Annotated in this window: 26 protein-coding genes; 9 read left to right on the top strand and 17 right to left on the bottom strand. The window is 50.0% G+C overall.

From position 1 onward, the window contains the following. Window positions 1-362: 362 nt before the first annotated feature. The 3 genes from NTX71_10060 (at window position 363) to NTX71_10050 (ending at window position 3,109) form a co-directional block, all read left to right on the top strand. A complete protein-coding gene (locus NTX71_10060) occupies window positions 363-1,172 on the top strand; it encodes a PQQ-binding-like beta-propeller repeat protein (protein ID MCX6340243.1) in 810 nt (269 codons plus the stop codon). 5 nt (window positions 1,173-1,177) lie between these two features. Further along, complete coding sequence (locus NTX71_10055; protein MCX6340242.1) at window positions 1,178-2,053, top strand: PQQ-binding-like beta-propeller repeat protein; 876 nt, start codon at window positions 1,178-1,180, stop codon at window positions 2,051-2,053. Window positions 2,054-2,470: 417 nt separating this feature from the next. Continuing rightward, a complete protein-coding gene (locus NTX71_10050) occupies window positions 2,471-3,109 on the top strand; it encodes a transposase (GenBank protein ID MCX6340241.1) in 639 nt (212 codons plus the stop codon). 104 nt (window positions 3,110-3,213) lie between these two features. On the opposite strand, the gene NTX71_10045 is transcribed toward NTX71_10050, so the two are convergent. The 11 genes from NTX71_10045 to NTX71_09995 all read right to left on the bottom strand — a co-directional run bounded on the left by NTX71_10045 (window position 3,214) and on the right by NTX71_09995 (window position 12,725). Then, window positions 3,214-3,651, bottom strand: coding sequence for a biopolymer transporter ExbD (locus tag NTX71_10045; GenBank protein MCX6340240.1), 438 nt, complete (start codon window positions 3,649-3,651; stop codon window positions 3,214-3,216). Further along, window positions 3,648-4,274 (bottom strand): MotA/TolQ/ExbB proton channel family protein, encoded by a 627-nt coding sequence (locus NTX71_10040; protein ID MCX6340239.1) that lies wholly within the window; start codon window positions 4,272-4,274, stop codon window positions 3,648-3,650. The genes NTX71_10045 and NTX71_10040 overlap by 4 nt, the downstream gene beginning before the upstream one ends. Window positions 4,275-4,333: 59 nt before the next feature. After that, window positions 4,334-4,885 carry an AAA family ATPase gene (locus NTX71_10035; protein MCX6340238.1) on the bottom strand — a complete coding sequence of 184 codons (552 nt, stop codon included), beginning with the start codon at window positions 4,883-4,885 and terminating at the stop codon, window positions 4,334-4,336. Window positions 4,886-4,969: 84 nt separating this feature from the next. After that, window positions 4,970-5,464: a hypothetical protein gene (locus NTX71_10030; protein MCX6340237.1), complete on the bottom strand. Its 495-nt coding sequence runs from the start codon at window positions 5,462-5,464 to the stop codon at window positions 4,970-4,972. Between the two features lie 124 nt (window positions 5,465-5,588). Further along, window positions 5,589-6,407 (bottom strand): XdhC/CoxI family protein, encoded by an 819-nt coding sequence (locus NTX71_10025; protein MCX6340236.1) that lies wholly within the window; start codon window positions 6,405-6,407, stop codon window positions 5,589-5,591. A 2-nt stretch (window positions 6,408-6,409) separates the two neighbouring features. Beyond that, window positions 6,410-7,207 carry a DUF364 domain-containing protein gene (locus NTX71_10020; protein ID MCX6340235.1) on the bottom strand — a complete coding sequence of 266 codons (798 nt, stop codon included), beginning with the start codon at window positions 7,205-7,207 and terminating at the stop codon, window positions 6,410-6,412. After that, on the bottom strand, window positions 7,204-7,863 hold the full coding sequence (locus NTX71_10015) for a hypothetical protein (protein ID MCX6340234.1): 660 nt from the start codon (window positions 7,861-7,863) through the stop codon (window positions 7,204-7,206). Before NTX71_10015 ends, NTX71_10020 begins: the two co-directional genes overlap by 4 nt. After that, window positions 7,860-8,438 (bottom strand): hypothetical protein, encoded by a 579-nt coding sequence (locus tag NTX71_10010; protein MCX6340233.1) that lies wholly within the window; start codon window positions 8,436-8,438, stop codon window positions 7,860-7,862. The genes NTX71_10015 and NTX71_10010 overlap by 4 nt, the downstream gene beginning before the upstream one ends. A 7-nt stretch (window positions 8,439-8,445) precedes the next feature. After that, the gene (locus NTX71_10005; protein MCX6340232.1) at window positions 8,446-9,762 is read right to left on the bottom strand and encodes an ATP-binding cassette domain-containing protein; all 1,317 of its coding nucleotides are present in this window, start codon (window positions 9,760-9,762) and stop codon (window positions 8,446-8,448) included. Between the two features lie 67 nt (window positions 9,763-9,829). After that, the gene (locus NTX71_10000; GenBank protein MCX6340231.1) at window positions 9,830-12,067 is read right to left on the bottom strand and encodes a TonB-dependent receptor; all 2,238 of its coding nucleotides are present in this window, start codon (window positions 12,065-12,067) and stop codon (window positions 9,830-9,832) included. A gap of 310 nt (window positions 12,068-12,377) precedes the next feature. Next, complete coding sequence (locus NTX71_09995) at window positions 12,378-12,725, bottom strand: LysR family transcriptional regulator (GenBank protein MCX6340230.1); 348 nt, start codon at window positions 12,723-12,725, stop codon at window positions 12,378-12,380. Window positions 12,726-12,964: 239 nt separating this feature from the next. Between NTX71_09995 and NTX71_09990 the strand changes: the two genes are divergently transcribed. Beyond that, window positions 12,965-13,672, top strand: coding sequence for an energy transducer TonB (locus NTX71_09990; GenBank protein MCX6340229.1), 708 nt, complete (start codon window positions 12,965-12,967; stop codon window positions 13,670-13,672). A gap of 124 nt (window positions 13,673-13,796) precedes the next feature. On the opposite strand, the gene NTX71_09985 is transcribed toward NTX71_09990, so the two are convergent. The 6 genes from NTX71_09985 to nikR all read right to left on the bottom strand — a co-directional run bounded on the left by NTX71_09985 (window position 13,797) and on the right by nikR (window position 18,109). After that, complete coding sequence (locus NTX71_09985; GenBank protein ID MCX6340228.1) at window positions 13,797-14,606, bottom strand: ABC transporter ATP-binding protein; 810 nt, start codon at window positions 14,604-14,606, stop codon at window positions 13,797-13,799. Then, complete coding sequence (gene cbiQ, locus NTX71_09980; GenBank protein ID MCX6340227.1) at window positions 14,582-15,436, bottom strand: cobalt ECF transporter T component CbiQ; 855 nt, start codon at window positions 15,434-15,436, stop codon at window positions 14,582-14,584. Before cbiQ ends, NTX71_09985 begins: the two co-directional genes overlap by 25 nt. Further along, window positions 15,429-15,764: a PDGLE domain-containing protein gene (locus NTX71_09975; protein ID MCX6340226.1), complete on the bottom strand. Its 336-nt coding sequence runs from the start codon at window positions 15,762-15,764 to the stop codon at window positions 15,429-15,431. Before NTX71_09975 ends, cbiQ begins: the two co-directional genes overlap by 8 nt. Next, window positions 15,761-16,450, bottom strand: a complete 690-nt coding sequence (cbiM, locus tag NTX71_09970; protein ID MCX6340225.1) for a cobalt transporter CbiM — start codon at window positions 16,448-16,450, stop codon at window positions 15,761-15,763. The genes NTX71_09975 and cbiM overlap by 4 nt, the downstream gene beginning before the upstream one ends. 79 nt (window positions 16,451-16,529) lie before the next feature. Then, complete coding sequence (locus NTX71_09965; protein MCX6340224.1) at window positions 16,530-17,441, bottom strand: hypothetical protein; 912 nt, start codon at window positions 17,439-17,441, stop codon at window positions 16,530-16,532. A gap of 251 nt (window positions 17,442-17,692) precedes the next feature. Next, window positions 17,693-18,109: a nickel-responsive transcriptional regulator NikR gene (gene nikR / locus NTX71_09960; protein ID MCX6340223.1), complete on the bottom strand. Its 417-nt coding sequence runs from the start codon at window positions 18,107-18,109 to the stop codon at window positions 17,693-17,695. 327 nt (window positions 18,110-18,436) lie between these two features. Between nikR and rfaD the strand changes: the two genes are divergently transcribed. The 5 genes from rfaD to NTX71_09935 are packed head-to-tail and all read left to right on the top strand — an operon-like array spanning window position 18,437 to window position 21,867. Next, window positions 18,437-19,408: an ADP-glyceromanno-heptose 6-epimerase gene (gene rfaD, locus NTX71_09955; protein ID MCX6340222.1), complete on the top strand. Its 972-nt coding sequence runs from the start codon at window positions 18,437-18,439 to the stop codon at window positions 19,406-19,408. 12 nt (window positions 19,409-19,420) lie between these two features. After that, entirely contained in the window at window positions 19,421-20,479 is a 1,059-nt protein-coding gene (locus NTX71_09950) for a deoxyhypusine synthase family protein (protein MCX6340221.1), read from the top strand. A 33-nt stretch (window positions 20,480-20,512) separates the two neighbouring features. Further along, entirely contained in the window at window positions 20,513-20,854 is a 342-nt protein-coding gene (locus NTX71_09945; protein ID MCX6340220.1) for a hydrogenase maturation nickel metallochaperone HypA, read from the top strand. Window positions 20,855-20,872: 18 nt separating this feature from the next. Beyond that, on the top strand, window positions 20,873-21,562 hold the full coding sequence (locus NTX71_09940) for a trimeric intracellular cation channel family protein (GenBank protein MCX6340219.1): 690 nt from the start codon (window positions 20,873-20,875) through the stop codon (window positions 21,560-21,562). A gap of 8 nt (window positions 21,563-21,570) precedes the next feature. Then, window positions 21,571-21,867 carry an NAD-dependent epimerase/dehydratase family protein gene (locus tag NTX71_09935; GenBank protein MCX6340218.1) on the top strand — a complete coding sequence of 99 codons (297 nt, stop codon included), beginning with the start codon at window positions 21,571-21,573 and terminating at the stop codon, window positions 21,865-21,867. Window positions 21,868-21,953: the final 86 nt, after the last annotated feature.

Genomic DNA, 21,953 nt, shown 5'->3' with positions numbered 1-21,953 from the left:
CCCATAGAGTTGAGATTGCCACGTCCGCCTCGTCCCGCTTAGCGGGACTCGGTGTTCTCGCAATGACGTGTCAAACATTTCCTGCTCTCAGTAATAAACGGGTTATCAGTGTAAATCCGTGCCTGCACACCGGAGTGCGTTTTGGCACGCAGGCGTGTCAATCCGTGGATGAAAACACTGAGTGGAGTGAATTAGCGCCCCCCATAACTGTCCCATTACTTTGGGCAGTTGATTTTAATTGACAGAAATAGGAAAAGGATCTACAATTACGTTAGCGACGATGTCCTGAATATGCATAGTTAGACCGACGCGCATTCCTCTGAGGGGGGAAGATGCTGTGCAAAACAGGAGAGGATAGCACAATGAGACAGAAAAAATCAGGGGGTTTGTTATCTGCCATCCTCACGGTATGCTTTACTGGGGGGTTCTTCGCTGCGGACAATACCTCCATCTACGCTCAGCCTGATTCCAACTTGCCATGGCCGATGTTTCGTCATGATGCGATGCATACGGGAATGAGTCCTTATGCGGGGCCGTCAGAGCCGGCGCTCTCATGGAGCTATCTGACTTCAGGCAGTGCGGATTTCTCTCCCGTGCTGGGGGATGAAGGGAGGGTGTACTTCGGCTCTGCAGATTTTAGACAGTACGCCCTCAATTCAAACGGCGCGTTCAATTGGAGCTATTTGACTGGTGGAACTGTAATGTCCTCTCTGCTGGGGGGTGACGAGAGGGTGTACTTCGGCTCTGCAGATGGCGGACTATACGCCCTCGGTTCAAACGGCGCGCTCGACTGGAGCTATAGGGGTGGATCTGTAGTTGACTATCCCGTGATGGGGAATGGCGGGAGGGTATATTTCGGTACTTATTCGTCTCCTCAGAACCTGTATGCCCTCAATTCCGACGGCGTGCTCAACTGGAGCTATTTGGCTGACGCTCAAGTATGTTCCTCTCCCGCGCTGGGGAGTGATATGAGTGTGTACTTCGGCTCTAATGCCAATAGACTGTACGCCCTCAATTCCAACGGCACGCAGAACTGGAGCTATCTGACCGGTGCAATGGTATCTTATTGCTCTCCCGCGCTGGAGAGCGGGACCGGGACGGTTATATCGGTTCTCATGACAATAGGCTGTACGCCCTCAATTCCAATGGTGCGCTCAACTGGAGTTATTTGACTGGTTTGTATATAGAATCCTCTCCCGCGCTGGAGAGTGGGACCGGGACGGTATATATCGGTTCTTATGACGATAGGTTGTACGCCATCAATCCCAATGGTGCGCTCAAATGGAGCTATTCGACTGGTTTGCTTATTTATTCCTCTCCCGCGCTGGGGAGTGACGGGTGGGTGTACTTCGGTTCTGGTGACAATAGGCTGTACGCCCTCGATTACAACGGGACGCAGAGATGGAGTTATTCGACTGTTGAGTATGTACGTTCCTCTCCCGCGCTGGGGAGTGATATGTGTGTGTACTTCGGCGCTGCTGATAACGGGTTGTACTGCATCATGCAAGTTCCTACTCCAACGTCCACGCCTACGGAGACGCCGACGCCGACTGATACACCGACGATCACGCCCACTCAGACACCGACAGCCCAAATGTCTCCTACGTCGACACCTTCGGCTACGCCTCCGGCTCCCACGGCATTCCCCACGCCGACGGCCACGCCTATCCCGCCGCTGGTCGTCGTTCCGGGGACGCTAACAACCGGCCAGACCTTCTCGCTGTACGTGGCGTTGACTGAGGATATTACCCGGCCATTCGACTTCTATATCCTCGCCGACACCCCCGCAGGGCCCTATACGCTCTACCTGAACGGTAAGATCAAGAAAGGAATCACGCCGCTCTACAAAAACGTGAAGAGATTTACTAAGAATTTCATAACAACGGTGCGCCCGGCTGTCAAAATTCCATTATCCATGAAGGGGAAGACGATCACCTTCTATACGGCTGCCATAGAGGCGGGCAAGAAACCGCCGGTGAGGAAGCTCTCTGATCTCACGCCGACCACCAAGTATGTGATCCTGATGGATAAGGCCTCAGCAGTGGTTAACTAAAAGGGGACAGGCTGCTTTTTGAGTTCTATCTTCTTCGCAACAAAGAAGATACGAATCAAATAATCATATTGACCAATAAAAAGTAAGTTCTCTTGATCGTGCTTCTTCTAGAGCGCCTGTTTCTAAGAAAGACTGTAATCGGTTAGTGAAGCACTGATGAATCCACCCTAACCCCCTTTTTCAAAGGGGGGAATAGTGGGATTGAAGTCGCCCTAGTGCTTCACTGGGAAGCTGTGAAAAAATCAGCATTAAGGTTGTCATTGCGAGGACGCTCCTTCAGCTTCGCTCAGGATAAACTCGCTGATAAGGCGAGGCAGGCGTGGCAATCTCAACTGCCTGCAAATCAAGAGAGGATATGTTAAAGTGTCAAAAAGAGATCTCTAGTAGAATAAGGTGCCGATAGAAAGGAGGCCCTCCATGGACGCTTCAGCAGTCAATCCTCTCGGTTATGATCTTTTCATCGGTCTCGATGTCGATAAAAAAAGTTACTCCTTAACAGTAGAAGATAGATACAATCTTGAGAAATCGTACAAGATGCCAGCAAATCCTGAATCTTTCTATACGTTTATTCAAAACAAATATTTTTCAAAGAAGATTCTCTATGTGTATGAAGCTGGTTGTACAGGCTATAGATTGCACGACTATCTCACTGAACAACGCGAGCAATGCTTTGTCATATCACCAAATTCAATACCACGAGCGAGTAATGATAAAGTGAAGACTAATCGTATTGACTCTAAGAAGCTATGCGAACTGCTCAAAGGCGGACTTTTAAAGCCGATACGTGTCCCGCAAGGAGAATACCGTGAACTCCGCCATTTAGTGAATATACGAAAGAACTATGCGAGAAAGCAGAAGATGGCTAAACAACAGATCGAGGGGCTCATCCCACGGCCAAATTTTGGTGGTGGTGGCGGGAATAGAAGTCGATTCGTACAAAATACCTGTCCTTACGGCTCGCTGGGTGTATGCGCGAGCGAGACAGGTAGCTGGAGACATGCAACGGGTGGGGCTGGCAGTATAAGGCGCCCCCAACCCCAAAAGTACGAAGAATAGCGTCACAAGCGTGATTGCGCCCCATACCCTGCCCGAGCTCAGCATATCAGCAAGGTTCTAGGACGGGTTATGTATTACAAATCTTCGAATCACTCAATCTTCTATCAATCTTCTATGGTATTTTTGTCTTTGATGACGTCAATATTGAGATTGCGGATACGGTGCCCTGAGATGATGGATAATACACGGACAACATCCTGAAATTCGGTTTTCCTGTCCGAGCGTAGCGTGATGTCCATCTCCTGGTTTTCTTTCGATCCACGCGAAATTTCAGCCTCCAGGGCTTCATAGCTCACTTCGTTTTTACCGAGATATAAAATGCCGGTGCTTGTTATGGTGATACTCAGTGAAGCAGCTTCTTTAGTTTCAACTGCCCTCCCGGCAACGGGCAATTTCACCTTTATGGATTGCACACGATCGGCATTGAACGTATAGAGGAGGCTGAAGGAAATAAAGAAGAAGATGAACATGTTGAGCACGATGTCGGTCATGGCGACTGATTCCAGAGCCACCAGATGCCCTCTCCGCGAAGCAATCTTCATGACTTTGCCCTGTCCTGATTTTCAGCGATGATCTCGACCAATTGGACACAGTGGTTGTTCAAAGAATTCGCGACGTATTTAATATGACTGACAAAATAGGTGTAACAGAGGTAGAGCGGTATCGCGATAATCAACCCGGCCGCAGTGGTAATCATCGCTTCATACATCCCCGAGGCCAGGACGCTCACCGTCACATCCGCGCCGGCCTTCTCCCATGACATGAAAGCGCGTATCAAACCGGTTATCGTCCCCAGGAACCCAAGGAGCGGCTCGATGCTGACCACCGCGACAAGCGCTCCAAGATATCGTTCCATTTTCAATACCTGATTATTGCCCGCCTGCTCGAGCACCTTTTCGAGCCTATCCGGCGACAAATTAAATCTCAAAATCCCCACCCGAAAAACGGCGGCAAGCGGATGGGCGATATATTTCTCGCATAATTGAAGTGCATGTTTCACATCTCCGTTCTTCAGATCCCTGAAAACCTCCTGCACAAATTCAAATGTATTGAGGCGCATTCTTCTGAATACCCATAGTCTTTCAATGACAATGGCTAAACCGACAACCGATCCCAGCAGAATCGGGATCATCACTGGTCCGCCTTTTATGATGATATCGATCATTTGTTACTCCTAATGTTATTGTTCGCTTTACGCCGCTCGTTACGATCTTGATTCGATCCTCATAGGCGCAATAAAGAAGAAATCACTGCCTTCACATAGTGCTTTGTCACATCGTAATTAACATTCGAGAGTTTTATCAGCACAATGTCCGGCCGGGCTTTTATGCGGTCGACGAACGGCCCATGCTCAATTTTTATAACACCGAGAACCGGAGTCAGGCTGTCCAGACACGCAAGTACCGCATTCTGGAACCGGCGGCTGACGATTTCCATGTGGCCGATTTCATCCATGACAATGAGCGGAGATATCTCCATCGCTCTCTCGAGGGCAACCGCCCCCACCGCTTCCAGCTCTGTTGCGCTCACTCCCATGCCGCACAGATGAGGAGGGCTTTTTCTATCCATGCTCGCGAAAATGGCTCGCTCTGGAACCACGCCGGCAGTCAGAGAAATAATCTCGCACCATGTCTTTACTCCCCGTTCAGGCATCGCCCTGGTGAGGTATCCTCCGGGCTTCACGCCCAGCTCACCCAACACTTCCCGTACCAGCGTCGTTTTGCCCGCGCCGGGATCTCCGGTAATAAGGATGTTCTTTTTCAGATTCTCTTTCATATTGTGTTGGTAAAAAGTTGGAATTCCACCACGAAGGCACGGAGGACACGAAACGAAAGAGAACCAATTGAAATATTTGTCATTTTAGCCCGCATGAACGTTTTTTACTTGTTGAATAGAAAGAAAAATACGAGTAATACCCGCGCCCAAAACGTTAACAACAACACTCACACTCCATAAATTCAATTCCCAATGAGATAAATAGTGAAATAGATTACCGCCAACCATAATGGCGACAAGGAAAAAAGAAAGCATGACATCCAAGGCTGTTCCTAACTCTTTCCATGCAAGGTGGTTAATTTTTATATTTAAATTTTTTGAGGCAAAAATGGCGGTAAGCAAGCACACATTCGTAAGATAGCGGTTTTTAAAAAGCAGCATAAGCAAGTTTGTTCCATTGATTAGAAAATCAATGGCGCTCCAACCAATTAATATAGTTCCGACAATGTAATTGATGGGTGAAGATAGCATTTTGAGAAAAGTGATCCCTAGAAGCACCTTAAAAGAAGCAAATGGAAATCCAATGGTGATAACGGCAATTTGATCCAATATGTTGCTTTTATTTATGTATAACTTCATGACGTAGCCGTTTAGTTCTAGTTAAGCCCTATGGAAATCAATGGGGTATCAGCTTTATTTTATTTGAAACCCATTTTCATGGGCGGCTATCCGCGGTCATTCTGTCATTATTCGCTCGCTTCCCCTATTTCAGCTCATGCCATTTGATGCGATAGTGCTCGCCCGAGCCCCCCTGAGCCAACAACATTATCTCGGTAATTATAGAAAGGGCGATCTCTTCCGGCAGGTTGCGGCCGATCTTCAAACCGACCGGGCTATAGAGACGCCCGTCCACCACTGTCCCCCTGGAGCGTATATTTTTCACCAGGATCCCAACCTTTTCGGGGCTGCCGATCATGCCGATATACGGAATGTCCCTGTTCTGCAGCAAAAGTTCGAGACACTCTTCATCATGGGCGTGGCCATGAGTGAGGACAACGCAATAGCTCATCGGTGTTAACACAACCTTCTCTGCGAGCGCGCGGTATTCGCCGCAGATTAGCTCTTTCGCATCTGGAAAACGCTCGGCAGTAAGATACTCTTTGCGGTTGTCATATACCCTGCATGGCAGATTCAAAATCGCGCATAATTTGGCCAGCTTCTCCCCGATATGACCGGCGCCGAAAATCACAACCTCCTCCCGCGGCATGATCGGTTCAATGAAGACAGAAAGAGTTCCTCCGCAAATGGCCTTGATTTTCTTGTCTTTCGTAACCTGCCATTCGTCACCCTTGAGCGAAAATTTCAGCGTCCGGCATTTATTGTCCTTGAACGCTTTTCTAGCCTCATCGAGGCTGATATGCTCCACCGGCCCGCCGCCGATGGATCCGGCACTATCGCCGCGGTTGTTGACCACCATCTTCGAGCCGACGCCGCGCGGGGTCGGCCCCTCCGCCTCGATGATGGTAAGCGCCGCGCAGGGGATCCCTTCTTCTTTCCATTCGTTGAGACTTTTTAGCCACATTTTCAAAACTCCTTTCTGTGAGACTGAGCCTTGATTGTCCGTTTCTCCAACTCGGGGACACATGTCAAATTGACCCGTCGTATAATTCCCTCCGGCTCGAAGATAAAGCTTCCGGCTCCCCAGCGGCAGCAGTCGACCGCCCGCTCAATATCGAGAATCAGTGTTGAGCCGACGAGATGGATTCCATAATCAAAGAGCACGGGGGAAAGGGGGACGGTGGGGCCCATCAATACGCGGTAGCGGGCGTTCGGTGTCCGCCGGATCACCTCCGGGAATGTGCCGTTCACGAGCGTCAGCCCGGTGATGAATACCAGGTCCGCCTCTGCCAGTACCTCATGCGAGTGGTCCCAATGTATATCCCCCGGCTGTGGGAACAGTTCAATGACATTGACCGAGTAGTGCTGCTCTCTCCACAGGTCGGCATCCGGAAAGTGGCCGATAAAACAGGTCCGAAGCTGCCGGGCCCGATCGAGGAACGGCTCAATCGCATTCCCATCAAATACATCTTCGGGTACAGGGAGGGCGCTGTTAAGGCACGACATCCCTGTCGAGACTCGCAAGGTCTCCCTCGTGTCAAGCAGCTCGCGAATAATCTTTTTGACCGGTCTGCCGAGCAAGTCTCTCAGATATGTATCCCGGTGTGGCTCAAGATCAAGGCCAGGCATCCCCTGAAAATAATTCGCGAGGGCATAGCGCCTGGATTTGGTGATAATCCAGTTCAAGAATATAGAAAGATCCTCAAGCACCAGGTCTTCATCTATCCCTTCCCAGATCGCGTTTAGAATCTCATTGTTCTTCAACAGGTGCCTCCTCTTGCTCTTCGGGGGATATCCAAAGCCTTCGCCGGTATTTCATCCACGCTCATCGATGTTTTTCCAATCCTCACATTTCTGATATAGAACAGGATTGATATCTGTTCCGCCACCAGCATGGTATTCCTCACAATCGCCCCTAAAAGTATATGGGCTTCCCGTACAGCGGAAAGGTATCCCGGCCTCGTCATCCGGTACGTCGTGTACGTCTCGCGTACCATGCGGCTTAAAATCTTGGTGGCACCCATGCCCAGCGCAATCCTGAGTCCCATCTGCGGAACGCCGATGCGCTCCGCGATCCCAACCACTTCCTGGAGCGAAAAAGCCCTCGATATATAGGCGCTGAATACCACGAAACAATATGCATGAAATAAAAATAGTGCCCCCTTTTTAAGCTGTTCTGGCGAATAATGCCCCCCTCGGAAAACCTGATGCTGTTCCCCCATGCAGAAAGGCGACAGGGCAATAAACATCATAGGGAAGAGCCATAACCTGAATGAACCAAACGCCACAAGGGCCTTGCGATCATGCAGTGCAACAATAATCAGCATAAGCAGACCGGCGGCGCAGCTTATGCGTTCACCCCTGCCAAGGAGTGAAACAAGAAAGCAGCCCGCTGCCAATAGCAAGGTGGATCGTTTCATTTTCTCCGCACGTAGTTCCCAACACTGATCGCAAGCAGGCCGCAGGCAATTCCTATCACGAGATGGCCGGCTACCCATAATACAAGGATCTGCTTCCAGAGGTTTTCTCCCAGGCCAAAGGAAGCCTGCAGTTTTTCTATGACCTTCAGGTATGCGTTAAAAATCCCCTGCCCATACATGATCCAGTGCGCGATAAAAAAGTGCGGTATCCCCTCCATAGTGCATGCAACACAGCTTGCCAGGAATGCACACCATCCCGTGCCCAATACGGTGAGCAGCAGCTCAGCCAAGACGGCCTCGACAGATATACCTATCGCCGGGGCCAGCCTGACCGTCCCCACCGAGAGGACTTTCATCGCCACGGCAACAGCCGCTGTGGAGATCGTGGCTCCTGGCAAGGGGGTGTACAGCCTCTCCACGCACATTATGATCGCGCCGATTCCCGCCATTGTTGTGCCGGCAAACGGCGTATTGAACATATGGAGGTAGCTGCCCAGCAATGTCTCTAAAAGCCCCCACAGCACCCCGAAAATGGTAGGGAACACAACCATTCTGATTTTGTCTGCGTGTAGCATTGTCGCCTCATGTCATCGAAAATATGTAATCGGATATGCCCGAGATTGTCCGTTCATTTTGGGAAATAAGCAGGATGCTTTTGCCTTTTTCCTTGAGAACGGACAGCATCTCGCTGAATGCATCCACACCCGCCTCATCGAGTGTGGCGAATGATTCGTCAATGATCAGAAGTTCAGGCGACTGCAAAACCGCCCAGAGCAACGCGACCCTCTGCGCCTCGCCCAAGCTCAATGTAGCGACGTCTCTTGATAACAGCGATTCTAGGTTGAGTATCCGGACGCCCTGCTCCGGAGATACCATCGGTTTTTTATCTATTCTCTTGCATGTCGATTTCAAATTCGCTCCCACTGTTTTGTAAAGGAGCTGATGAAACGGATTCTGACCCACCATCTTCACGTGCTTCCGGAGTGTACCCGCGGATGCTTTTATGCCGTCGAGGATAATATCTCCCTCCTCGATCCGCTCCACTCCCGAAACAAGTCTTGCGAGAGAACTCTTCCCCGATCCATTAGGGCCTGTAAGTCCATACACCCTGCCTTTATGGATATCACCGTTAAAACCGGCAAATATCATTTCCCCGAGATCATTCCGGTACGCAATATCGCGAATAGAAATAAAGGGGCGTGAAACAAGAATGGCACAACCGGGCTTCGCTATCGGGGACAGACAATGACTTCGGCGCTCCTGCGATTCGATAAGCCTCCCGCCTTTGAGAAGATACCATCGGTCGATCAACTCATGAAACCGCACGCATTCATGACCTATGATAACGATGGAAGCGCCCTCCGCTTTCTTACTAGCCAGGAGATGCAACAATCTCGTGACGCCATCGTCATCAAGGTGCGCCGAAGACTCATCGAGCAGGACCAGCTTCCCATCCCCACACAGGAGCGCGCAGGCTGCGATGAGCCTTTGCTTTTCGCCGTACGACAACTGATACACTTTCCGGGCCAACAAATCGTCGATCCCGACCCGCGCAGCAATCTCACGGGGCCCGGCATCTGCGGGACAATTTCCCGAGTGGGTCAGGAAAAACAAAAGCTCCTTCTCGACGCTGTCGCATAGGATTTGCGTGTCGGGATTCTGAAGAATGACGGCAGGCTTGACCGGACCGTCATCGAAAGCGATAACACCGGTCAACTCTCCGTCGAGAAATGTGGGAATAATGCCCGCGAGGATCGAGATGAGGGTGCTCTTCCCACTGCCGTTGGGACCGGTTATTGCGATGCACTCCCCCGTATTCAGGTCAAGGTTCAACCCGCGCAAAACCGGATGATCCGCATTGTGATATCTGAACGCGAGATTGCGTATAGTGAGCAACATTTCACCACTCCCGAGAAACCGCGCGCGTTCCGGGGTTATCCATGGATTCATTTCACGCACAGGGCAATCAATACTTCGCATCTATGCCGAAGATGACCGTTCTCCCTCGCGCCGGGAAGCCATAGACCGTTTCATAGTTGCGGTCCCACAGGTTCTCAAGAGAGATGTATCCGTCCAGATATTTGGTAATCGGCTGCGTGAACTTCAGGTTGAAGACATAAAATCCCTGGGCCACCTCTTTCTCCAGCTCCGGGTCCTGCGGGGTCGGGAGTTGGGAATATGTTTTGCTCAGAAGTTGCTGGATGAGGTCCACTTTCGTCCTGATAAAGGGAAGGGTATACCCGAGATCCAGGTCAATCTTGTTTGCCGGGACATCCACGAGGTAATCGGAGACGTGCCCCTTGCTGTGATCGCGGGCATGATTGTAGGTATAACCAGCCTTGAATGTCAGATCCTCTATTGGATTTATCTCTGTGTTCAATTCGATGCCATTCATCACCACCTTGCCCCAGTTTTGCCACTGGCTTATAGGGCCAGGTCCATCGCGGTCGATCCAGTCCGTTACGTAGTGGTTGAAATATGAGGCCTCGGTCCAGACAATGTCGTGCAGGAATGATCGGGACGCACCGAAAGTGTAGGTGAGGTTTTTCTCCGGCTGCAATCCGGTGTTTCCTCCTTTGCTGGCGTACAACTGCTGCAGTGTCGGAAACCTGGCCGTCCTCGCCAGAGAGGTAAAGAGCCTGGTGGAATCCGGGAGTTTGTATTCCAGTCCGCCCATGGGGGTCAGGAGATCTTTAAGGCCTGGCCTCTCCAAGTTTTCTCGACCAGTGAATTCTCCGCTCATTTTGCTCGTTGTGGTGCGCTGGGCCTTTAATATGCCGAACCAGTCCCATCCCATTCCTGCGGTCGCGGTGAGGTTCGGGATCAGCCTGAATTCGTCTTCGGCAGCGATGGTGCCGGTATCCGAGAGCGACTGCGCAAACGGCAGATACGAATCATCTCTCTGCCGGTGCGAGTCTACCCTGTAGTGAAACGCAAGCCGCGCAGTATCCCACTTGGTGAGATCGTAATCGGCAAAGAGGCTGTCGCCGGCCATCCAGTCTTTGTACACGCTGCGGGAGAGTTTCTGGCTGAAATCTTCATCCGCGTAAGATACATACGCGTCTTCGTGGTTATGGAAGTAGGCGTTGTTTTTCAGGAGCAATTTATCGAGGACCCGCTGCTTCGCGTTTAAATCAATACCCCAATCGTTGTATTTGTCGAAGCGTGCGAATTGCGTGAACGCCGGCGGATTCGGAAACACTGTTATATCGCTGACCGACGGCGGAATGCCCCACTGAGACATAATCCAATGGAAATTTGCGTAGTATTCAGAATCCTTGCCCGGCGCCACACCTGCCTTGGCCCAGAAGCTGTCGGTCTTCGAGCTCGAATTGCTGCGGAAACCGCCGTTGTCGATAATGGCTTTGCTCTCACCGCCGGGCATCTTGGAAATTGTCCCTTCGGTGGGCTTGAAATTATCCGACATCTTCCATGCGTCGATATCGCTATGGGTATAATTGAACCAGTACTTGAACTTTCCGGCCTCTGCCCCGGTGGAGGCAGATACTCGGTTGTAATCCTTTTCGCCAAGCTCGACATTGGTTGAGGCCGTAAATGGTTTCCCCGGTTCCTTGGTGACGATGTTGATGACGCCCGCCTCGGCGTTGGGGCCGTAGAGGACTGAGGGGGCGCCTTTGATAACCTGGATTTTGGCGATGATATCCGAGGGGATCTGATTAAGATTCAATTTGCCATAGTTCGTCTCGTAGTACGGGACACCGTCAATGAGAACCAGGGTTTTTGACTGATCAAAACCGTGGATCTGCACATCCGGCTCGTTCTTGTACCCCTTGGAAACGTTGATGCCGGGAACATAGCGCAACGCATCCGCCGCGGTCTTGCTGTTGGTGGCTTTGATCTCCTCTGCTGTAACCTCGTTACTTATGGCGTAACCGCTGTCCTTCAGACTCTCCGAAACAACAACCTCACCCAATGTGTACGCCTTGTAATCGGATTTCTCCGCCGCCCAACCCCCCTGTGGGAACAAAGTATTAAGGATACTCTTTGATCCCGGTGAGGCATTCCCTCCGCCCCCTTCGCTCTGCTCTGCTGCGATGGGAACTTGAGAAGAATCGACCTCGCTGGATTGGATGGGCGCCTCTGACGCATCCGGTTTTGTATCAGGCAGCGGCGTTTGGTTGACGGATGTTGCAGATTGCGAATCCCAACCTGTGACCTGACCGAGCGCCACACCTGCGCTCATAAACACCGCTACCATAAAAAACGATACCGGAATCCACGACTTCACTAATCGATGCATGGCTGCCCCCATCGATTCGTGTGATGTGTGTTCCGGGGCGCCATCGGGTACCTCTACCCGCCGCGTACATCCGGAGCGCCGCTGTCGTCGGCGTCCGAGCGCACATCACTATTCTAAAAGCCGTTAAACATACGAAAGTATATCGGCGATGTCAACGGAATATTTGCACTATTTTTAGAGATCGAAGTGTGGGGCGGGAACTACCTTGATGATATCAATTTGTAACAACGATCAGGCACGCAGGGATCATAGGTCAGGCTTCCGAAAAATGCTTCTTAAATGTTTTGAACCGTTTTTCAGCGTAGCGCCTGATATCACGAGAAAGGCATTCGTAGGTCTTAATATATGATTTGGCAAAGGGGGTTAGTTCCGCCCCTCCGCGGGCCATGCCTCCGCGGGTGCGGACCAGTATCTTCCTGCCGACGTTTTTCTCAAGCCGATTCAGAATCGTCAGGGCCTTAGTATAGGAAAGCTCCATGTCCTGCGCCGCCCGGCTGATCGATTTGAACTTCTGTATCCTCTTGAGCAACCAGACCAGACCAATCCCCATGTAGCTCTCGCCTTTATCATTGGTGATGGCGATTCGCACTTTTATCTTCATAATTCGAATTGTACTATATTCCACACCGATAGAAGAATCAATATAAGAATGTCGCTCTCGAGAACTCCTCACCCATTCAATTTGGCGGCGAGAGCAACCGATTCCACCCCTTCAGCAATCGCCCGAACCAAATACCGATATATAAGCTAAAATATAACGGTTGACTCACGATCCGACCTTATGCTAACAAATTACATGATGCTGCTAGATGGCGTATTGGGTACAAAGAGCGCTTTGACATGATCGACCAAAAAATTGCTATCTCGTTTCTGATCTCATGGTGCGTGCATGCGCTGGTGCTGATTCCGATATTTGGAACCATTTCCCATGGTGTGTCCTCAAAAACCGAGGGGGATGAATACACTCTTTCGATAGGCTCCATTCAAATACGCGAAGCGCCCAGCCCGTCCAACGCAACGATTTTGCACACACGAAATGGCCAACTAGATGATCTCAGCGAAGTAGCGAAACACTCACCCGATAAAAAACCAGAATCGGACAAATCTCAGCAAGCGCTTCCGGAGGCTACCGATAAATGCGCTTCGAAGCCGGACAGCGCGGAAAAACAACAGCGTGGAACCTCGCAGACTTGCGCAATTGCCTCGCTACCCTCAAGAGGCGACTCGGGAAGAGCGACGACCACATCTGGATGGGGAAAAGAAGATTATTTAGGTATGGTACGCAGAAAAATCGCCGAGGCGAAGCGCTATCCAATCGAGGCGCTGAACGAAGGGATGCATGGTACTGCACTTGTGGCTTTTTCACTTCACCGGAATGGCGCGGTGACTAATATCCGTGTCATGAAAAGCTCTCTTTCAGGCATACTGGACACCGAGGCACAAAGGACCATTCATCGCGCCGCGCCCTTCCCGCCGGTCCCCGACAAGATCAAAGGTGAGCCGTTGGATATCCGGGTGCCAATCTCATTTGAAATAGTAAAACGCTGAAGACGCTCCTGATCCCATATGGGGAGTGTAAGCTTGAGAAATGAAACGGGCGGGGACGACGGATATCCCTAGTGTTGACAATGATTGATTATTATAATACTGCAGGAAAGAGCAAAAGATAAATTCACACGTGGTGCTGCAAATGCTGATGGGGGTGAAGGTGAATTGTGTCCTTATGCCGGTGGGCATGGATATGAACGAGGTTGTTTTGTTGAAGAAAGCTTTGGTCAAACAGGATATCGCCGGGCGAGGCGCTGCGTATAACATTCTTGTCAGGGCCCAAAACATGCACGATATCCGCGATCTCTTCAACGAGATGCAGATCGTGCGTTGCGGTAACAATTGTTTTCCCGGTCTTATTTTCATCCAGAATAATGTCAATGATATCCCGCACAGTCTGCGGGTCCAGCCCCGCGGTCGGTTCATCCAATAGCATAATTTCCGGCTCGACCGCCAATACGGAGGCAATGGCCACCTTTCTTTTCTCTCCGACGCTCAATTGATGCGGCGAACGTTCCAAAATATGCGATATTTTAAAAATAGCGACCAGCCTGTCCAGCCGTTTCTCAATCTCAACATGGGATACACCCAGTTGAAGAGGCCCGAATAAAATATCCTCTTTAACCGTAGGACAAAATAATTGGACATCGGGATTTTGAAATACAAACCCAACTTTTCGCCGGAATTCCAGCGAAAAACCGGCGTCATTGAAAACGCCTTCCTCTAATTCCTTGTCAAACGCCCATATCGCTCCCTTATCGGGAAATATCAATGCGTCGAGCATCGCAAGAAGCGTGGATTTACCTGTGCCGTTTGCGCCGATAACCGCAACCTTAGAGCCTTTTTCAACGGCCAGAGACACCCCGCATAATGCGGATATCTTTCCGAAGTATGAATAATAGACATTCTTTAATTCAAAAAGCGCGCCTGCCATAAACTCCCCGCCAGGATCGAAATCGATACACCCATGCATGCGATATCCCTAAACGTAATATAAAAGTCATCCATTATCCGCGGTTCGCCGCTATATCCCCGTGAAAGCATTGCTTGATACACCTGATTGTGCAAATCGTAAGAACGCCGCCAGAGTGAAGCAATGTTCCATGCGACAATGCGCCGGCCTTTCTGCGAAGAAGAAACATATCCCACTCGGCTTTTGATTGCGGTATACGTATCCTGAATGAGCGCGATAAACAGGTACACGTACCGGTAACACATGCCGAGCGTCATCACAAAAAGCTGAGGCACCCGAAAGTTCCGAAGCGCCCTCAGTAAACAATAGTGCTTAGTGGTCAAAGCCAGAAGCACACACAGCGAAACAGAAGTTAAAATACGAAGGAAAAAAATAGCTGCGCTTGCCAAACCTTGTTTTGTGATGCTTAAAACCAACGTGAATACTTTAATGCTGATCAGTGTTTCTCCCGGGCTGAATACGCTGAACAGAGCAGGCACAGCAATGAAGAGCGAAAAAAGCGGCATAAAAAACCATGTGCGCTTCAGGAAATATGCAATATTTATTGAAGAGGCAAAGGCAAGAAACAGGCAAAGAGCGTATATGCAGCTTATAAAGGGTATGCTCTTTGCGAAAAGAACCGCCAATAACAGAGCGAGAATCATCAGAATCTTAATGCGGGGATCCCGGGCCTGCAAAAATCCTTTTCTCGAAGCATATTCATCGGCAAAAATCGATTCCTTCAGAAAAGACAGGGCGCTCATGATCGAGCGCTCTATGAACCGGTTATGTTTTATTCCCACATCAATCACCTCTTCCAACCAGCAGCTTTCCTATCGCGAGTACGGCTGCCGCCGTTACAACTACTCCAAGAATCGCGGAAAATATATATGCGATGCTCAGGCGCGATAATCCTTTTTCTTCCCATCCCTTGAATGCATAATCGGGAATAGGAGCTCCCCAAAGATTCGATAGTTTTTCAAGGCCTTGTGGGACATATCCCACCAATCCCTTGATGGTATCGCTGCCCCACTCGCCCCACGCATCGCCTGCTTTGAAATGCTCCGGCAGCAAAATCCCCAACGGAGAAAGCAGCGCGAGAATTACAATGCCAAGCCAAAGTTTTGTCGTTATTTTCACGCGGTTGCCCCCTTTCCAGCTTCCAGTAAAGACGGATCCTGTTTTTGCAGATATTTCACAACCAGCGCCGTGATAATTGCCTCAACCCATCCGAATATCAGCAGGTGTTCGCCCAACATCGCGGGTATCGCTACATTCAAACCGTAAGGACAATACAGGGATTGGCCGCTTGCGGTTTTGTACAATATAGGCTGAGTGCCGAACATTAACGCCGCCGATAACGCGGCTATGTTCAAAGCCGCGTATCCGGCAACGCCAGCAGCGACTACCCGCCTGCTAGAAGTAACTGGAGACCCCGCGCTGATAAGCTTATAAAGGCAATACCCCGCGAAGACCTCGATAAAAGCCATATTGAAGCAATTCGCCCCTATAGCCGTGATCCCGCCATCTCCAAAGAGCAGCGCTTGAACGACTAAAGCAACGGTGACCGCGAGACACGCCGCCCAGGGGCCAAGCAGTATCGCCACCAGAACAGATCCCACGGCATGTCCCGTTGTCCCGCCGGGGATAGGCACATTGAACATCATGATGACAAAACTGAACGCGGCGCTTATGCCAAGCAGGGGCACCTGTTTTGCCTTAAGTGTCCTTTTAACTATTCGCGACGCTGCTACCCATATTGGCAACATTACCGCGTAAAAGACTCCGCATGTCGCTGGGCCTAAATAACCGTCAGGTATATGCATTGCTCTCCTCCCCTTTTCTGGTTGCCGTTTCCGCATTATTTGGCTTCTGATCCACTACTTTGTTTCAGTAGTGCGCTTCCTAAAATTCCATCGAGAGTTTCAAGCCTGCCCAGGGAATAATATCCTCGAATACATCGTTTTCTTCCGTGTAGTGCCCATGCGCGAGACTCTTGGTAAAGTGGAGCATCCCCGTGACGACAAAATGCCGATTGAGGGGCACCGACAAATCAAGCCCCCAATCGATATGCGTCAGTGTGGTGTGCTCCTGATATTTATGGGCATCCATCCCCATCGCCATGGATGGTGTGAAGATGGCAATCCTTTCGCCGTTTGCAGATATATTGATATCGTGCGAAATGGACCATTCATAATACGTTCCCGTATAAACGCTGAAATCATGGTTCCAATAAAATGTCGGCTTGAGCGGAACATCGAGGGTGAACTCGCTCCCGATTTCTGTATAGTCCGGATTACCAGCACCGTCGATGTAGATATACTTCCAGTAAGGCTGGAGCGAGAATATTTTCCACGACAGCGGAGAGTAAGCAATGAAATCCCGCTCCATGGTGCTTGGTTTTGTTCCTTTCCAGGTACTGTCGATCTGGCAATACTCGAAACCGGCACCTCCATCAAAATCTCCAAGTTTGCGCGTCCACTCGGTGAAGTAGGTTTGCTGGATCTGGACACCATTCTTTGCCCAGTTACCACCCTCACTCAGCCAGTTGCTCAGGAACTGGGTTTCGGCGCCGAATTTAAGCAGGCTCACCTCTTCAATGCGGTCAAGGCCACGGTTCGCCCACTCAAAGGGAGGGATATGATTCATCCAGAACAGTTGTTCTTTGGGTTCTGTGGCCTTAGCAACCTCTTCCTTGATCTCTGCCTCGCGTGGCTCGATATCATTCACCTCCTGGGCATACATAAGAGAAGGCATAAGCAAAAGCCACCCTTTTGCGATATACAACACCGACAACCATAAGACTTTTTTCTGCATCTCGCCATACCTCCTGTTTTTACACCCGGCAAGCCGGAGGTTATGGTAAGATACGCCCGGGCTTGGGGATGTTTCACGCTCCGAGTTCCAGCGCCCCGCCGGATTCTTTCCAAGGAGACGGCGGGGACGCCATTTGTAATTACATCATAAACGCTCTATGGTCTCTTCGCTTTACCACCTCCCTTATGAAGAACCTCTTATTATTACGATTATAATATACGTGTTACTATTAGGTAAAAAAATAATACCGACTAAACCAACTCCTTGCCGGTCGTGGACATGCTTAAGGTACCGTGTTTAACGCCTTTAACCGCCTTCAACATATCCGCTAACCTCTGCACTTCTTTGGGCTCGCCTTTTACCGCGACTATCTCCAAACAATTATTATGATCCAAATGGACATGCTGAGTCGAAATGATAATATTCTGGAAATCGTGTTGTATATCAGTGAGTTTATTAAGAAGTTCTCTCTTATGGTGATTGTAAATGAGGGTAATGGCCCCGGCGACCTCACCTACTTCCTCCCATTCCTGATGAACTAAATCCTGGCGGATTAAATCGCGAATTGCCTCTGAGCGGTTAGAATAACCTTTTCGCTTAAGGCGCATGTCGAATTTTTCGGATAAAATGGCGTCCAGCGATATTCCGAATCTGATCAGCCCAGGCATAACTTCCCTTTGTTATAATTCTGAAGATAGTAACACAATAGGATTATATGTCAAACAATTTTCAGAGTAATTTTCAGAGTAATGGGTCACTTATGGGTGATATTCCTTTCACCTATCATCCCCGCGAAACTTGTCCTCGCGAAAGCGGGGAGCGGGGATCCAGCATGAAACCTGGATTCCTGCTGGAGTTTACCCTCGTGAGAACGGGGGCAGGAATTACATATTCAGCAATGCACCACTCATAAGTTACCCCTTATAGTGTTACTAATATTCTTATTGTGCTACCGATTCAGGTCATGATATAGTGCTACACTCAACAAAGATATCATGAATAGCACAATTATTCTTACGGGCGGAGCCGGATTCATCGGGAGCTGTTTTTTGAGAAAGCTCAATGCTGAAGGAATAGATAATATCATTATCGTTGATAACCTCAACAGCCCCCACAAACAGCGCAATCTCGACGGTAAAGCATTCAAAGACTATATCCATAAGAAGAACTTCTTAGAGCTGCTGGAGAGAGGCTCCCTGGCAAAGATCGGTACCGTTATACATCTCGGGGCTTGCAGCTTAACCACTACGACCGACGCAGCATATCTAGCCGGAAACAATTTCGAGTATTCAAAAGCGCTCGCCGCATGGGCTCACAGCCGCGGCATTCCTTTCATCTACGCCTCGTCTGCTGCCACATATGGCGCCGGCGAATTCGGATACAGTGATGCACATGAGACAACCTCCCGCTTGCGTCCGCTTAATTTATATGGGTATTACAAGCAACTGTTCGACCTCTGGATCCTCGATCATAAACTGGACAGGGAAATGACAGGGATCAAATTCTTTAATGTTTTTGGCCCTAATGAATACCACAAAGGAGAAATGATGAGCGTGATCTGCAAGAACTTCTCTCATGTGTGTGAGAAGGTAGAGATTGAACTATATAAATCATATCGTGATGGCTGTCCCGACGGAGAACAGAAAAGGGATTTCATCTATGTTAAGGACGCCGTAAATGTCCTTTTCTATTTTCTTGTGCATACTGACAAAACGGGGATATTCAATCTCGGCACAGGGGTCGCGCGGAGTTGGAACGATCTTGCGAATGCGATGTTTTCAGCGCTGCAACTGAAACCAAACATCCGATATATCGAAATGCCTGAATTATTAAGAGAAAATTATCAATATTTTACGCAGGCAAAAACAGACAAACTGAGACACGCAGGCTACGAAACCGAATTCATGACGCTTGAGGATGCCGTCAGGGACTACGTTGGCTATCTGAAAGAGGGAAGATATTTCTAGCCAGGAGAACTTATGAAACCCGACACGGGAACTACTCCTCACCTACGCACTGCCAGTGGCGATACTTCGAGGGATCATTCAATACGAGTAAGGAAATGCAATCGGCCACCTATTTCCACCTTCATCGAACACAACTTCAGACATTTCAACGCTGCGACACTTGTGGATGCCGCGCGGAGCTACAAAACCCACATTGAGAAAGGCGGCAGGATGCTGATAACGCTTGCCGGGGCAATGAGCACTGCGGAACTTGGTGTTTCGCTCGCGGGGATGATCCGGCAGGACAAGATCCACGCAATCTGCTGCACAGGCGCAAATCTCGAAGAGGATATATTCAATCTGGTTGCTCACTCTGACTATGTGAGGATTCCCGGTTATCGATACCTCACTTATCGCGAAGAGGAAGCGCTGCTCAAAAGACATCTCAACCGCGTCACAGATACCTGCATACCGGAAGGAGAGGCAATACGCCGGCTTGAAGCCCATGTTGAAAAAGAATGGCGGGAGGCCGACAAAAACGGAGCCAGCTTATTCCCCCACGAATTCCTATTCAATCTGATACAAAAAGGTGTTCTCGAACAATACTACGAGGTCGATCCGGGGGACAGCTGGGTTGTTGCGGCCGCCAAAAAGAATCTCCCCATCTTTGTTCCCGGATGGGAGGATTCCACCCTGGGAAATATTTATGCCTCGAAAATTATCAGCAAGAAAATCACCAATGTCCATACGATACGAGGCGGCGTAGAGTATATGACGCTTCTCGCAGATTGGTACCGAAGAAACTCGGCAAATGGAATCGGATTTTTCCAGATAGGCGGAGGCATCGCCGGCGACTTTGCCATCTGCGTAGTGCCGATGCTGAGGCAGGATCTACGGCTGAACCAGACCCCGCTCTGGTCATATTTCTGCCAGATCAGCGACTCAACCACAAGCTACGGATCATATTCGGGAGCAGTCCCAAACGAGAAAATCACATGGGAAAAGCTGGGGAAAGACACCCTCCAATTCATCATAGAGTCGGATGCCACCATAGTGGCGCCGCTCATATTTGCATATATCCTTGGCTGGTAGGCGTCGTCTAAAACATGAAAAGGGATTCAGATAATGCACGAACTGCGGTACGCCAGTAGCATCATAGCTGTACTTGAGCGAGAAGTAGCCGCAGCAGAGCGACTGACACCGATCGTTGTGAACATCAGATTGAGCCTATTCAGCCATGTAACCCCCGAACGCCTGAATGCGACATTGCAGGTTATGCTTGAAGACAAGGATTTCGCCGATGTGCGGCTACATATCATCCCCTCCCCCTTTACGGTCCGCTGCAAGCGTTGCGGACACCACTACGAGGAAACAGCATATACGGCAGAATGCCGCTCCTGTAAGAACACAGACCTGGACATAGACAAAGGGCTTGAATTTTGCATTGACTCCTTCGAAATCCAATAACAGCAAAGGAGGCTTATTATGGATATAACATCTCACAGTATCATTTACATGCTTGATCTTCTGGGTATCGCCAGCTTTGCATTTTCAGGCGCCCTGCGGGCGATCCGTCGGCGGCCCGACCTGGTGGGCATCACAATTCTGGCTGGGGCCACCGCCATCGGCGGCGGGATGATCCGCGATGCGCTCCTGGGCGGTGGCGCGGGCATGTTACGCGACTGGCGCTACCCTGCCGTTATACTCGCGAGTGCGCTGGTCACCGCCATTTTTCCCAAGAAGCTGACTGAGAGGGAGACTTTTTTCAAATACTTTGATGCCCTTGGCCTCGGCATATTCTCCGCCATCGGGGCGACAATAGCATTGCGGAGCGGCCTCGGCTTTCTATGGGCGATGTTTGTCGCCGGCATAACCGGCGCCGGCGGCGGGGTGGTCCGTGATGTGCTGCTTAACGAGATGCCGCTCGTGCTCTATAAAGAGGTATATATCACCGCCGTAGCCATAGGCGCGGCTGCTCTGTGGATCGGGAGGCAATTTTTGGGATTGGGCGAACTCACCGGCTTCTTTCTTGGAATGACCATCACCATTACAATCCGAGCCGCGGCAATCTATCGTTCATGGTCGCTGCCGAGGGTGAACCTGGCGGCGAGGAACAATAATTGGAATCGTCCATTGTCAGGAGAATGGACTTTTGATGAAGAGGAGAATGAATAAATCATATCTTGTCACAGGAGGGGCTGGTTTTTTTTGGGATCAATCTTATCAGGCATCTTCTGGCAAAAGGCCAATGTGTAACCTCTTTCGACATCGCTGAATTCAACTACTCGGACGTCAAAAAGAAGGTCAATATAATCACCGGCGACGTGCGCGATAAAGCGGCAGTGGCAACCGCCATGGAGGGGATCGACGTGGTAGTTCATGGAGCCGCTGCCCTCCCCCTCTACCCCGTGGAGGATATTTTCTCAACTAATACAAACGCATTAAGTAAAGTTACACAATCGCTTGATTTTTTGAACTGACCATGAACGTGTTGTTTTGCGAACCGTCGTCCATGTATTCTCAAGGTCATCAAACCACTGGTTGGTCGTGGCCTCGTAACGGACTC

The organism is Candidatus Auribacterota bacterium (genome assembly GCA_026392035.1).
Taxonomy (GTDB): domain Bacteria; phylum Auribacterota; class Tritonobacteria; order UBA1439; family UBA1439; genus JAPLCX01.
The sequence above is the reverse complement of the archived record's forward strand: the minus strand, read 5'-3'. Positions and strand labels throughout refer to the sequence as shown.

What these genes read in the sequence shown, in the direction of transcription:
- NTX71_10060 (MCX6340243.1), top strand. Translation starts at nt 363, where the DNA reads ATGAGACAGAAAAAATCAGGGGGTTTGTTATCTGCCATCCTCACGGTA.
- NTX71_10050 (MCX6340241.1), top strand. Translation starts at nt 2,471, where the DNA reads ATGGACGCTTCAGCAGTCAATCCTCTCGGTTATGATCTTTTCATCGGT.
- NTX71_10045 (MCX6340240.1), bottom strand. Translation starts at nt 3,651, where the DNA reads ATGAAGATTGCTTCGCGGAGAGGGCATCTGGTGGCTCTGGAATCAGTC.
- NTX71_10040 (MCX6340239.1), bottom strand. Translation starts at nt 4,274, where the DNA reads ATGATCGATATCATCATAAAAGGCGGACCAGTGATGATCCCGATTCTG.
- NTX71_10035 (MCX6340238.1), bottom strand. Translation starts at nt 4,885, where the DNA reads ATGAAAGAGAATCTGAAAAAGAACATCCTTATTACCGGAGATCCCGGC.
- NTX71_10030 (MCX6340237.1), bottom strand. Translation starts at nt 5,464, where the DNA reads ATGAAGTTATACATAAATAAAAGCAACATATTGGATCAAATTGCCGTT.
- NTX71_10025 (MCX6340236.1), bottom strand. Translation starts at nt 6,407, where the DNA reads ATGTGGCTAAAAAGTCTCAACGAATGGAAAGAAGAAGGGATCCCCTGC.
- NTX71_10015 (MCX6340234.1), bottom strand. Translation starts at nt 7,863, where the DNA reads ATGAAACGATCCACCTTGCTATTGGCAGCGGGCTGCTTTCTTGTTTCA.
- NTX71_10010 (MCX6340233.1), bottom strand. Translation starts at nt 8,438, where the DNA reads ATGCTACACGCAGACAAAATCAGAATGGTTGTGTTCCCTACCATTTTC.
- NTX71_10005 (MCX6340232.1), bottom strand. Translation starts at nt 9,762, where the DNA reads ATGTTGCTCACTATACGCAATCTCGCGTTCAGATATCACAATGCGGAT.
- NTX71_10000 (MCX6340231.1), bottom strand. Translation starts at nt 12,067, where the DNA reads ATGAGCGCAGGTGTGGCGCTCGGTCAGGTCACAGGTTGGGATTCGCAA.
- NTX71_09995 (MCX6340230.1), bottom strand. Translation starts at nt 12,725, where the DNA reads ATGAAGATAAAAGTGCGAATCGCCATCACCAATGATAAAGGCGAGAGC.
- NTX71_09990 (MCX6340229.1), top strand. Translation starts at nt 12,965, where the DNA reads ATGATCGACCAAAAAATTGCTATCTCGTTTCTGATCTCATGGTGCGTG.
- NTX71_09985 (MCX6340228.1), bottom strand. Translation starts at nt 14,606, where the DNA reads ATGGCAGGCGCGCTTTTTGAATTAAAGAATGTCTATTATTCATACTTC.
- cbiM (MCX6340225.1), bottom strand. Translation starts at nt 16,450, where the DNA reads ATGCATATACCTGACGGTTATTTAGGCCCAGCGACATGCGGAGTCTTT.
- NTX71_09965 (MCX6340224.1), bottom strand. Translation starts at nt 17,441, where the DNA reads ATGCAGAAAAAAGTCTTATGGTTGTCGGTGTTGTATATCGCAAAAGGG.
- nikR (MCX6340223.1), bottom strand. Translation starts at nt 18,109, where the DNA reads ATGCCTGGGCTGATCAGATTCGGAATATCGCTGGACGCCATTTTATCC.
- rfaD (MCX6340222.1), top strand. Translation starts at nt 18,437, where the DNA reads ATGAATAGCACAATTATTCTTACGGGCGGAGCCGGATTCATCGGGAGC.
- NTX71_09950 (MCX6340221.1), top strand. Translation starts at nt 19,421, where the DNA reads ATGAAACCCGACACGGGAACTACTCCTCACCTACGCACTGCCAGTGGC.
- NTX71_09945 (MCX6340220.1), top strand. Translation starts at nt 20,513, where the DNA reads ATGCACGAACTGCGGTACGCCAGTAGCATCATAGCTGTACTTGAGCGA.
- NTX71_09940 (MCX6340219.1), top strand. Translation starts at nt 20,873, where the DNA reads ATGGATATAACATCTCACAGTATCATTTACATGCTTGATCTTCTGGGT.